The sequence below is a fragment of the Pseudomonas sp. genome (genome assembly GCF_035554175.1).
GTDB lineage: Bacteria > Pseudomonadota > Gammaproteobacteria > Pseudomonadales > Pseudomonadaceae > Aquipseudomonas.
This window is the reverse complement of sequence record NZ_DATMIV010000045.1, coordinates 16,529-28,178: the sequence shown is the minus strand read 5'-3', so window position 1 is coordinate 28,178 and position 11,650 is coordinate 16,529. Positions and strand designations below refer to the sequence as shown.

Here is an 11,650-nt window from a genome sequence, read left to right as displayed (position 1 = left end):
GTCTGCTGCGGCTGCCGAATATAAAGCGCGTTGCTTTCAGCAGCCTTACAGAACCGGTGGTGAATTGCTGACGCCGGATCACGGGCCGGCGTCGGTTATTTCCATGCTTCTTGTAGTCTTAGTGCACCAGCATGCCGGTGAACCAGTAGGCCTGAGCCAGGGTGATCAAACCGACAATCGTTGCAAAGAATAGGCTGTGCTTGAGGGTGAAGCGGAACAGATCCGATTCCTTGCCGACCAGACCGGTCGCGGCGCAAGCCACGGCGATCGATTGCGGCGAGATCATCTTGCCGGTCACGCCGCCGCTGGTATTGGCCGCCACCAATAGGGTGTCATTGACGCCGATCTGGTGTGCGGTGGTCGCTTGCAACGAACTGAACAGCGCGTTCGACGAAGTATCGGAACCGGTGAGGAACACGCCCAGCCAACCGAGGAACGGCGAAAAGAACGGGAACGCCGCGCCGGTGCCGGCCAACACCAGAGCCATGGTCGAGGACATGCCGGAGTAGTTGGTGACGAAGGCAAATGCCAGCACCATGCCGATCGACAGGATCGGCCAGCGCAGTTCGTAGAAGGTCTCTTTCAAAGTGGTCAGACCAGTTTTGAAATCGATCTTCAGCACCAGCATCGAGATCAGCGCGGAGAAGAAAATCGCCGTGCCGGTGGCAGAAATCGGGTCGAGTTTGAACACCGCAGGAATGGCGGTCGGGTTGGCCACGATCGGTGCAGTCTTGATCACCAGTTGATCAAGGTGCGGAATGGCGAAGTTGAACACCCAGCTGTACATCGAACCGCCGGCGGCGAACATCGCTTTGAAAGGCTTCAGCGTCCAGATCGTCACCAGTACGGTGAGGATCAGGAACGGCGACCAGGCTTTGAAAATTTCCCCGAGGCTGTAGGGCGAAGCCACGGTGGTACGCTTCTGGCCGAAACCGCCAGCGCTGGCGCTGACCACCGAGGCGGACACCGCGCCGACGATGTGCTGACCGGCGACGCGGCGTGGTTGCCAGACCTTGAGGAACAGGGTCAGGGCAATCAGGCTGGCGAGTGCCGAGGTGATGTCCGGCAGTTCCGGGCCGATGAAGTTGGAAGTGAAATACTGGGTAATGGCGAAACTCAAACCCGCAACCAGCGCGGCCGGCCAGGTTTCCCGCACGCCGCGCAGGCCGTCCATCATGAACACCAGCCAGAACGGCACGAACAGCGACAGCAGCGGCAGTTGCCGACCGGTCATGGCGCCGATCTTGAAAGCGTCGATGCCAGTGACCTGACCCGCAACAATGATCGGAATCCCCAAGGCGCCGAACGCTACCGGCGCGGTATTGGCGATCAGGCACAGGCCCGCAGCGTACAGCGGGTTGAAGCCCAGTCCTACAAGGAGTGCGGCAGTAATCGCCACCGGCGCGCCGAAACCGGCGGCACCTTCCAGAAATGCGCCGAAGCAGAAACCGATCAACAACACCTGCAAGCGCTGGTCATCGGTGATCGACAGGACCGAGCTGCGGATGACCTCGAACTGACCGCTCTTCACCGTCAGCTTGTAGAGGAATACCGCCGCGACAATGATCCAGGCAATCGGCCACAGACCATAAGCGAAGCCATAACCAGCGGCGGCGAAGGCCATGTCCACTGGCATCTGGAAGGCGAAAATCGCCACGGCAATCGAAAGCGCGAGAGTGATGGTGCCGGCCACATGGCCTTTGAGGCGGAACACCGCCAGCGCGAGAAAGAAGAACACGATGGGAATGACGGCCGCGAGTGCGGAGACGCCGAGACTGCCGAGCGGGCTGTAGAGCTGTTGCCAGGTTTGCATAGTGGGGTGGCCCCTAATTGTTGTTGGTCAGGCACTGTGAGCAATCTTGGATAATTGGTCAGACCAATTTACAAGCGCTGTTGGCTAGGGTAAAAGCCTTGGTGTGGGTGTGTCAATTTGCCGCCCTGAAACTTTTGTCGAAGGTGCGGTGCAGAGGGCAACTGATCCGGTTTGGCGTACTGGCGTCTGGCAGGTGTGGGCAGCGCGCGGATAGGCCAGAATAGACAGCCCGGCGAGCGGTCGGGATTGTGGAGAAATGAGTTATGGGCTTTGATCAGATACGTCAGCGCCGTTTGTCTGACGATATTGTCCAGCGCCTCGAAGGGATGATCCTTGAGGGCACGCTGAAGTCGGGCGAGCGGCTGCCGGCTGAGCGCACCCTGGCCGAACAATTTGGCGTATCACGCCCGTCGCTGCGCGAGGCGATTCAGAAACTCGCGGCCAAAGGCTTGCTGGTCAGTCGTCAGGGCGGCGGCAATTATGTAGTGGAGGGGCTTGGTTCGACGTTCAGCGATCCGCTGTTGCAGTTGCTTGAGAGCAATCCTGAAGCGCAGCGTGATTTGCTCGAATTCCGCCACACCCTGGAGGCATCGTGCGCCTACTACGCCGCTTTGCGCGCCACCGATGTCGATCGTGAGCGCCTGACGGCCGCGTTCGAAGAGCTGCAGGATTGCTACTCGCGTCATGAAGAAGTCAGCCGGGCGGAAGAGGGCGCGGCGGATGCGAAGTTTCATCTGGCGATTGCCGAGGCCAGCCACAATGCGGTGTTGCTGCACACCATTCGAGGGCTGTTCGATCTGCTCAAGCGCAACGTCGTGACCAACATTGGCGGCATGTACAAACAGCGTACGGAAACCCGCGACATGCTGATCTCGCAGCATAGGGAATTGTATCTGGCGATTATCGAAGGGCGTGCCGAGCAGGCGCGGGAAGTGTCCAGCCGACATATTTTGTATGTGCAGGAAGTGCTGGAAGAGGTGCGTCAGGAAGTGCAGCGCATGGCTCGGGCGGAGCGGCGCAAGGGGATGTGATCAGGCGCGTTTGTGTTGATGCTGAAATAGCTTTCGCGAGCAGGCTCGCTCCCACATGGAAATGCATTCCTGATGTGGGAGCGAGCCTGCTCGCGAATTGGCGCTAAAGGGGAAAGATCAGTCTTCCTTGCCCTTATTGCGCACCGCACGCTGCAATTCACGACCGGCATCGCGCTCGCGCTCGGTGTCACGCTTGTCGTATTCCTTCTTGCCCTTGCCCAGAGCGATCTCGCACTTGACCATGTGCTTGCTCCAGTACCAGGACAGGCAGACGCAGGCGTAACCCTTTTGCTGCACGGCGGCGGCGAGCTTGTCCAGCTCGCGGCGGTTGAGCAGCAGTTTGCGCGTGCGCACCGGGTCGGCGATGACGTGAGTGCTTGCGGTCATCAACGGCGTGATGTGGCTGCCGAGCAACCATGCTTCGCCGTCCTTGAGCAGCACATAGCTGTCAACCAGCTGCAGCTTGCTCGCCCGCAGACTTTTTACTTCCCAGCCGGCCAGGACCAGACCAGCCTCGAACTTGTGCTCGATGAAGTAATCGTGTCGCGCCTTTTTGTTCTGCGCGATGGTCCCTGTTGGGTGTTTCTTCTGTTTAGCCATAGGGGCGGCATTATATGGAGTTGTTCGGCTGTCGGCTACGGTGTTGCTGCGTGCTTGAGCACGTTGAGTGAATCCCGGACAATGCGGCCTCTTTTTCTAACGCTTGGGCGTGATAAACGATGTCGACAGACAAGGTTTCTGTCCACGGCAGTTGGGCTAGCCGCTGGGTATTCATACTCGCCGCGACCGGTTCGGCCGTGGGACTGGGTAGTATCTGGAAGTTCCCCTATATGGTCGGGGTCTACGGTGGCGGCGCCTTCGTGCTGATGTTTCTGGCGTGCATCGCGCTCATCGGTGTACCGGTCATGCTCGCGGAAACCCTGATCGGCCGGCGCGCCCGACAAAGTCCGGCGAACGCCTTGAAGGTGCTGGCGCTGGAGGCGGGGCACTCGGCCAAATGGTCGTGGGGCGCGTTTGCCGGGATGATCACGGCCCTGCTGATTCTGTCTTTCTACAGTGTGGTCGGCGGCTGGTCGCTGGATTACATCGTCGACATGGGGCGCGGAGACTTTCAGGGCGCGACGGCCGATCAGGTCGGCGCCTATTTCGGCAATGTCATCTCCAATCCATGGCGCCTGACACTTTGGCACACGATTTTCATGCTGCTGTCGGCGTACGTGATCGCCAAAGGCGTGGTCGCCGGGCTCGAGCGCAGTCTGCGAATCATGATGCCGTTGCTGTTTGTGATGGTATTGGTGCTGCTGGGTTACAGCATGACCACCGGGCATTTCATGGAGGGCGTGCATTTCATGTTCGACTTCCACCCGGAAAAAGTCCTCGACGGCTTGCTGCCAGCGATGGGGCATGCATTCTTCTCGCTGAGCGTCGGCGTTGGTTCGATCATGATCTACGGCGCCTACATGCCGAAGAACACCTCGCTGTCGGGCACCGTGGTCGGCGTTGCTTTGCTGGATACCTTCGTATCGTTGGTGGCCGGTCTGGCGTTGTTTCCGATTGTATTTGCCGCTGGCCTGAACCCGAGCGAAGGCCCGGGCCTGATGTTCGTCAGCCTGCCATTTGCTTTTGGTAATGTATTTCTCGGCCAGTTGATGGGCGTGGTGTTCTTCGTGCTGGTCGCGGTCGCGGCCTGGAGCTCGGCGATTTCCCTGCTCGAACCGATGGTGGCTTACCTGGTTGAGCGCACCAAAATCAGCCGCGCCTGGGTGACTTTCTGGCTGGCGTTCACCTGCTGGTTTGTCGGTCTGGGCACGGTGTTCTCCTTCAATATCTGGAAGCAAGCCAAGTTTTTCGTGAACGAAGGCGGGGTGTTCAGCCTCTACCAATGGGGTGCGCAGAGCGGTCTCGACTTCTTCGGCGTGATCGATTTTTTCACCTCGCGGATCATGTTGCCCCTCGGTGGCTTGTGTTTCGTGCTGTTCGCGGGATGGGTGATGGGGCGTGAAGCGGTGCGGGATGAATTGTCCATCCGTAACCCGGTTCTGTTTGCCCTGTCCCTGTTCTTGATGCGCTACGTGGCGCCTATCGGCATTCTTGTAGTCTTTGCCGCTCAGCTCTGGAAGTAACGCTTACATGACGACACATATCCAACGATCCGCGCTCCTGCCGTACCCGGCACAGTTTCTCTATGACCTGGTCAACGACGTTGCGCGTTATCCGGAGTTTCTGCCGTGGTGCTCGTCGGCTGAGGTGCTGGAAAGCTCGCCGGAGCATATGCGCGCCAGTGTGGGCGTGGCTAAGGGCGGCCTCAGCCAGCATTTCGTCACGCGCAATACCTTGGTGCCTGGGCAGTCGATCGAGATGAACCTTGAAGAAGGCCCGTTCACTCAGTTGCACGGCGTGTGGGTATTCAAGGCGCTGAACGAGAAGGCCTGCAAGATCAGTCTGGATCTGTCATTCGATTACGCAGGGCCGCTGGTACGCGCTACGTTGGGCCCTTTGTTCAACCAGGCGGCCAATCAGCTGGTGGATGCTTTCTGCCAGCGCGCCAAGCAAATGCACGGTTGAGCCGGTGATCGAAATAGAAGTTGTGTATGCGGCGGCTGATCGGCAGGTGTTGCGAAAGATCAGCGTGGCCGAGGGCGTCACGGTCCGTGCGGCAGTGCAGGCATCGGCAATCGCCGCCGAATTTCCTGAGTTGAATCTGGCAGAGTGCCCGCTGGGGATCTTTGGCAAAGTCGTGGCTGACGCGGATGTGCGTGCTGTTCAGGCCGGCGATCGTATCGAAGTTTACCGGCCGCTGCTGGCTGATCCCAAAGAGGTTCGACGCCTGCGCGCGGCCAAGGCTGCCGAGGCCAAGGCGCGCAATTCCTGATCGAGCCAAGCGGCAGGCAATAAAAAACCCGGAATCTCCGGGTTTTTTATTGCTTCGCCCATTACTGCGGCGAAGTATCCAGCGGCTCTGGTGTCGGAACCGGTACGGTTTCCACACCATCGACGTCCTTCTGGATCTGATCCAACAAGGAGCCTGGCTTGGCCGGTTTTTCGGTTTCCGGCTTCTCGGCGTTTTCAGCTGGCGCGGTCACGGTCGTGCCGCTGTCCTTGCCGAGAATGGCCTCGTCACGGCTCACACCCGGCATGAAATCACCGGACAGGCTGACAAGCTGGTCGTTGGAATTGAAGATAACGCTGATTCGTTCCTGCTGGCGTTCACCGCCACCCGGTTGCAGGCTGTACAGATAATCCCAGCGATCGGCATGGAACGTGTCGGCAAGCAGAGGGTTGCCCATGATAAACCGTACTTGCGGCCGGGTCATTCCCGGGCGTAACTGGTCTATCATGTCCTGCGTGACGACATTGCCCTGCTGGATGTCGATTTTGTAAACCCCGGGGAATGAACAACCGGCGAGTGCGAGCAGTCCCACAAAGGTGAAACTGGTTAGCAAGAGCTTGGTGTTTTGCATCGGTGGGCGACTTCCACTATCTTGGCTGGGACAACGTAAACGCCGATCATACCCGCATTAAGAGAAGCTGCGAAGCAGCATCGCGAGAAAGCTGACCATGGTTGAAAATAGCGAACTACGCAAAGCCGGCCTCAAAGTGACCCTGCCACGGGTCAAGATCCTGCAAATGCTCGACTCCACCGAGCAGCGCCACATGAGTGCCGAGGACGTCTACAAGGCGTTGATGGAAGCTGGCGAGGACGTCGGTCTGGCCACGGTTTACCGTGTACTGACCCAGTTCGAAGCGGCCGGCCTCGTGGTCCGCCACAATTTCGACGGCGGCCACGCGGTATTCGAACTGGCTGACGGTGGCCACCACGACCACATGGTCAACGTGGAGTCGGGTGAAGTCATTGAATTCTTCGACGAAGAAATCGAAAAGCTTCAGAAATCGATCGTTGAGAAGCACGGCTTCGAAATGGTTGATCACAATCTCGTACTGTACGTACGCAAGAAAAAGTAAGCATGTCGCGCGAATTTCACATTCGCGAAACGAACGAAGGCGACCCCAGGGTCGCCTTCGTGCTTTCTACTCTTGGTCAGGCCTTGGCGGTCACCACCATTTTTTTCGCGTGAGCCAGAGACTCTTTGGTCAGGTCGATGCCGCCGAGCATGCGCGCGACTTCTTCGATGCGTTCGTTCTTGCTCAATTTCGCGACCGCAGTGTGTGTAGCCTTTTCATCGCGAACCTTGTGCACAAACAGATGCTGATGGCCCTGCGCTGCCACTTGCGGCAAGTGGGTCACGGTCAAGACCTGGCCGCGATCACCGAGACGGCGCAGTAGCTGGCCGACAATTTCTGCAGTCGGCCCGCCGATACCCACATCCACTTCGTCGAATACCAGCGTCGGGACACGGGAGGTCTGCGCGGTAATCACCTGGATCGCCAGACTGATCCGCGACAGCTCACCGCCCGATGCAACTTTGGCCAGTGCCTTGAGCGGTTGGCCGGGGTTGGCGCTGACCAGCAATTCGACCTGCTCCAGCCCGTTCGGCAGCAACTCGTCGCTGCTGTTGGCTTTCAGTTCGATGGTGAAACGACCGCCAGGCATGCCCAGACGCTGTATTTCCTGCTCTACCGCACTGGCGAGGCTGCCGGCGGCCTGATGACGAAGGTCGCTCAGCTCGCGGGCTTTCTCTTGATAGTGGCGAGCGTAGGACGCCAGCTCTTCGCCCAGTCGCTCGATGGATTCGTCATTGGCGTTGAGGGTTTCGATTTCATCCAGCAGTTTCTGTTGCATCTCGCCAACTTCGGTCGGCTGAATCCGGTGTTTGCGCGCCAGGGTGTAGATCGCGTCGAGGCGCTCTTCCAGATATTGCAGGCGAGCCGGATCTGCATCGAAGTTGTCGAGAAAGCGATTGAGTTCGCCAACCGCTTCTTCTACCTGAATCTGCGCGCTGGTCAGCAAACTGCTGGCTTCACTCAAGGCGCCAACCGAGTTGTTCACGCTGGACAGACGATTGAGGCTGGCAGTCAGCGCATTCAGCACATTGCCTGAATCGCTTTCGCTGCACTGCTCGACAACTTGTCGGCAAATGCCCAACAAGGTTTCGGCATTGGTCAGGTTTTTGTGTTCCTGCTCCAGCTGTTCCAGTTCGTTTTCGCCGAGGCCGAGGTTTTCCAGTTCTTCGAGCTGATAACTGAGCAGTTGGTGGCGTGCGCGTTGTTCGTCGCCGGAATTGGAAAGACGCTCCAGCTCCTGGCGGGTCTGACGCCAGCGCTGTGCAGCCAGTTGTACCTGGCGCGCCAGATCGGTGGCACCGGCGTATTCGTCGAGCAGGCGGCGATGGGTGTCGGTTTTCAACAGCGACTGATGTTCGTGCTGGCTGTGGATATCGATCAGCAATTCGCCGAGGGCTTTGAGGTCGCCAAGCGGGCAGGGCGTGCCATTGATATAGCCGCGAGAACGACCTTCCGAAGTGATGACGCGGCGCAGGATGCATGGGCCATCGTTTTCCAGGTCGCGCTCGGCCAACCATGCGCTGGCTTCGGGGATGTCTGCGAGATCGAACGTGGCGAGAATATCGGCCTTGTCAGCGCCCGGGCGGACCACGCCGCTGTCGGCGCGATCACCCAGTGTCAGGCCCAAGGCGTCGAGCATGATCGACTTGCCAGCGCCGGTTTCCCCTGTGATCACGCTCATCCCGCGATCGAGTTCGAGATCGAGATGTTCAACGATGGCGTAGTTGTGTACGGACAGGTGCACCAGCATAAAGGCCGCTCCCAAGCTTGAGGTCTGGTTATTTATACAGTGTTTTGTTCTGGCGTGACAATGCCAATGCTTAGCTCGATTTGCTTGATAAAGAAGTTTTCTTAGCGCATTCGAGAATGAATAATCAGCACTTTTTTGTAGGGACAATGCAATGAAGCCCTTGAAGCCTGATTTTGCGGCCCCATATATCGGGGCAGAAGCGCGAGTCAGGCTCGCGGACGAAATTGAAAGGAGAATTCTATGGCTGACGAACAGACAGTAGATACGCAAAACCCAGAAGCCAATCAGGCGCCCGAAGCTTCGGGTGACGACCTGGCGACCCGTGTGCAAGTGCTCGAAGAGCAATTGGCCGCCGCGCAGGATCAGTCTCTGCGTGTTGCTGCCGATCTGCAGAACGTTCGCCGCCGTGCCGAGCAGGACGTCGAGAAGGCGCACAAGTTTGCCCTGGAAAAATTTGCCAGCGACTTGCTGCCGATCGTCGACAGTCTGGAGCGCGGTCTCGAGCTGTCGAGCCCGGACGACGAAAGCATCCGTCCGATGCGCGAAGGTATCGAGCTGACCCTGAAAATGTTCCACGACACCCTCAAGCGTTATCAGCTTGAAGCGATCGATCCGCATGGCGAACCGTTCAACGCCGTTCACCATCAGGCGATGGCCATGCAGGAAAGTGCCGACGTCGAGCCGAACAGCGTATTGAAGGTTTTCCAGAAGGGCTACCAGCTCAATGGTCGCCTGCTGCGCCCGGCAATGGTCGTGGTCAGCAAGGCGCCGGCGCCGGTTTCGCCTTCGATTGACGAGCAGGCTTGAAATTAGCCGCAAGGCCCCCATTTAGAAGTCAAGCGTTTAAGTGCTACCGCAGTCGGCCACCACTGCTGCGGCAACAAAATCCAAAGTTTCGGGAGAGTGAACATGGGCAAAATCATCGGTATCGACCTGGGGACTACCAACTCCTGCGTCTCCGTGCTGGAAAACGGCAAAGCCAAGGTTATTGAAAACGCTGAAGGCGCGCGTACCACGCCGTCGATCATCGCTTACGCCAACGATGGCGAAATTCTGGTAGGTCAGTCGGCCAAGCGCCAGGCTGTGACCAACCCGCACAACACCCTGTACGCGGTAAAGCGTCTGATCGGTCGTCGTTTCGACGAAGAAGTTGTGCAGAAAGACATCCAGATGGTCCCTTACAAGATCGTCAAGGCTGACAACAACGACGCCTGGGTTGAAGTGAACGGCCAGAAAATGGCCCCGCCACAAATCTCGGCTGAAATTCTGAAGAAAATGAAGAAGACCGCCGAAGACTACCTCGGCGAGGCAGTGACCGAAGCGGTGATCACCGTTCCGGCCTACTTCAACGACAGCCAGCGTCAGGCCACCAAAGACGCCGGCCGCATCGCTGGTCTGGACGTAAAACGTATCATCAACGAACCAACCGCAGCCGCTCTGGCTTACGGTATGGACAAGGCCAAGGGCGATCACACCGTGATCGTTTATGACCTGGGTGGCGGTACTTTCGACGTTTCGGTGATCGAGATCGCTGAAGTTGACGGTGAGCACCAGTTCGAAGTGTTGGCCACCAACGGTGACACCTTCCTCGGCGGTGAAGACTTCGACATTCGTTTGATCGACTACCTCGTCGACGAATTCAAGAAAGAAAGCGGCATGAACCTCAAGGGTGATCCGCTGGCCATGCAGCGTCTGAAAGAAGCCGCTGAGAAAGCCAAGATCGAGCTGTCGTCCGCTCAGTCGACCGACGTCAACCTGCCGTACATCACTGCAGACGCGACCGGTCCTAAGCACCTGAACGTGAAAATCTCCCGTGCCAAGCTCGAAGCTCTGGTTGAAGACCTGGTTCAGCGCACCATCGAACCTTGCCGCATCGCCATGAAAGACGCCGGTATCGACGTCAGCGCGATCAACGACGTGATTCTGGTCGGTGGCCAGACTCGTATGCCGCTGGTGCAGAAACTGGTTACCGATTTCTTCGGTAAAGAAGCGCGTAAAGACGTCAACCCGGACGAAGCCGTTGCCATGGGTGCTGCGATCCAGGGCGCTGTTCTGGCCGGTGACGTGAAAGACGTGCTGCTGCTCGACGTCAGCCCGCTGACCCTGGGTATCGAAACCATGGGTGGCGTAATGACCGCGCTGATCGAGAAAAACACGACGATTCCTACCAAGAAATCGCAAGTGTTCTCGACTGCCGACGACAACCAGGGCGCTGTGACCATTCACGTTCTGCAGGGTGAGCGCAAGCAAGCCGCACAGAACAAATCGCTGGGCAAGTTCGACCTGGCCGACATTCCACCAGCTCCACGTGGCGTGCCGCAGATCGAAGTGACCTTCGACATCGACGCCAACGGCATTCTGCACGTCGGCGCGAAAGACAAGGCTACCGGCAAGACCCAGTCGATCGTGATCAAGGCCAACTCCGGTCTGTCCGATGAAGAAATCGAGCGCATGGTGCGTGACGCCGAGGCGAATGCCGAGGAAGACCGCAAGTTCGAGGAACTAGCCGCTGCGCGTAACCAGGGTGATGCACTGGTTCACTCGACTCGCAAGATGATCACTGACGCAGGTGAGAAAGTCACCGCCGAAGAGAAGACTGCAATCGAAGCGGCTGTGGTTGCCCTGGAAGCCGCCGTCAAAGGTGACGACAAGGCTGCTATCGAAGCGAAGATTGAAGAGCTGTCGAAAGTCTCCGCTCCGGTTGCTCAGAAGATGTACGCCGATCAGGCTCCGCCAGCTGATGGCGCTGCCCCGCAAGGCGAATCGGCTGAGAAGGCTGACGACGTTGTCGATGCCGAGTTCGAAGAAGTCAAAGACCACAAGTAAGTTGTTGGTCGCCCGGTTGACTGCCTTGCGGCGGTGACTGGTAGGATGTCGCCGCGCGGGAGCTTGCCTCCCGCGTTGGCGTATCTGGAATACGCGAATTTTTACAGCATGCGACGACGTTCGGATGCTGGTGGTATGGCCGGGAATGCTCCTGCTTTTCGCGCCGCAATTACCGCATCAATCAAGACCAGGATCGTTGAATTGACGTGAGTTGGGTCCGGGCCTTAATGGGGGCTCAACGAGTTTGGCGAGGCTCAGGAGGGGTTT

General features: G+C 58.3%; 11 protein-coding genes. 7 read left to right on the top strand and 4 right to left on the bottom strand.

What is annotated here, in order from left to right; translation table 11 throughout:
• Nucleotides 1–118 precede the first annotated feature (118 nt).
• The gene (locus tag VNV36_RS19695) at nucleotides 119–1,813 is read right to left on the bottom strand and encodes a lactate permease LctP family transporter (protein ID WP_325719663.1); all 1,695 of its coding nucleotides are present in this window, start codon (nucleotides 1,811–1,813) and stop codon (nucleotides 119–121) included.
• Nucleotides 1,814–2,076: 263 nt separating this feature from the next.
• Between VNV36_RS19695 and VNV36_RS19690 the strand changes: the two genes are divergently transcribed.
• Entirely contained in the window at nucleotides 2,077–2,844 is a 768-nt protein-coding gene (locus VNV36_RS19690) for an FCD domain-containing protein (RefSeq protein WP_325719661.1), read from the top strand.
• Nucleotides 2,845–2,961: 117 nt separating this feature from the next.
• On the opposite strand, the gene smpB is transcribed toward VNV36_RS19690, so the two are convergent.
• Nucleotides 2,962–3,444, bottom strand: coding sequence for an SsrA-binding protein SmpB (gene smpB / locus VNV36_RS19685; protein WP_007953781.1), 483 nt, complete (start codon nucleotides 3,442–3,444; stop codon nucleotides 2,962–2,964).
• A 119-nt stretch (nucleotides 3,445–3,563) separates the two neighbouring features.
• Between smpB and VNV36_RS19680 the strand changes: the two genes are divergently transcribed.
• From VNV36_RS19680 to VNV36_RS19670, 3 genes are read left to right on the top strand one after another with little or no spacing between them, the layout of a single operon-like run.
• Nucleotides 3,564–4,967, top strand: coding sequence for a sodium-dependent transporter (locus VNV36_RS19680; RefSeq protein WP_325719659.1), 1,404 nt, complete (start codon nucleotides 3,564–3,566; stop codon nucleotides 4,965–4,967).
• Nucleotides 4,968–4,974: 7 nt separating this feature from the next.
• Nucleotides 4,975–5,409: a type II toxin-antitoxin system RatA family toxin gene (locus tag VNV36_RS19675; protein WP_325719657.1), complete on the top strand. Its 435-nt coding sequence runs from the start codon at nucleotides 4,975–4,977 to the stop codon at nucleotides 5,407–5,409.
• Nucleotides 5,372–5,716, top strand: a complete 345-nt coding sequence (locus VNV36_RS19670) for an RnfH family protein (RefSeq protein ID WP_325719655.1) — start codon at nucleotides 5,372–5,374, stop codon at nucleotides 5,714–5,716. Before VNV36_RS19675 ends, VNV36_RS19670 begins: the two co-directional genes overlap by 38 nt.
• Before the next feature lie 61 nt (nucleotides 5,717–5,777).
• Here VNV36_RS19670 and VNV36_RS19665 read toward each other — a convergent pair whose 3' ends face one another.
• The gene (locus VNV36_RS19665; protein WP_325719653.1) at nucleotides 5,778–6,305 is read right to left on the bottom strand and encodes an outer membrane protein assembly factor BamE; all 528 of its coding nucleotides are present in this window, start codon (nucleotides 6,303–6,305) and stop codon (nucleotides 5,778–5,780) included.
• A 97-nt stretch (nucleotides 6,306–6,402) separates the two neighbouring features.
• On the opposite strand from VNV36_RS19665, the gene fur reads away from it, so the two are divergent.
• Entirely contained in the window at nucleotides 6,403–6,807 is a 405-nt protein-coding gene (gene fur / locus VNV36_RS19660) for a ferric iron uptake transcriptional regulator (protein WP_016771770.1), read from the top strand.
• 76 nt (nucleotides 6,808–6,883) lie between these two features.
• Here fur and recN read toward each other — a convergent pair whose 3' ends face one another.
• Complete coding sequence (gene recN, locus VNV36_RS19655; RefSeq protein ID WP_325719652.1) at nucleotides 6,884–8,557, bottom strand: DNA repair protein RecN; 1,674 nt, start codon at nucleotides 8,555–8,557, stop codon at nucleotides 6,884–6,886.
• A gap of 240 nt (nucleotides 8,558–8,797) precedes the next feature.
• Between recN and grpE the strand changes: the two genes are divergently transcribed.
• Both grpE and dnaK read left to right on the top strand, forming a co-directional pair.
• Entirely contained in the window at nucleotides 8,798–9,364 is a 567-nt protein-coding gene (grpE, locus tag VNV36_RS19650) for a nucleotide exchange factor GrpE (RefSeq protein ID WP_325719650.1), read from the top strand.
• A 102-nt stretch (nucleotides 9,365–9,466) separates the two neighbouring features.
• On the top strand, nucleotides 9,467–11,383 hold the full coding sequence (dnaK, locus tag VNV36_RS19645; RefSeq protein ID WP_325719648.1) for a molecular chaperone DnaK: 1,917 nt from the start codon (nucleotides 9,467–9,469) through the stop codon (nucleotides 11,381–11,383).
• The last annotated feature ends 267 nt before the right edge of the window (nucleotides 11,384–11,650 follow it).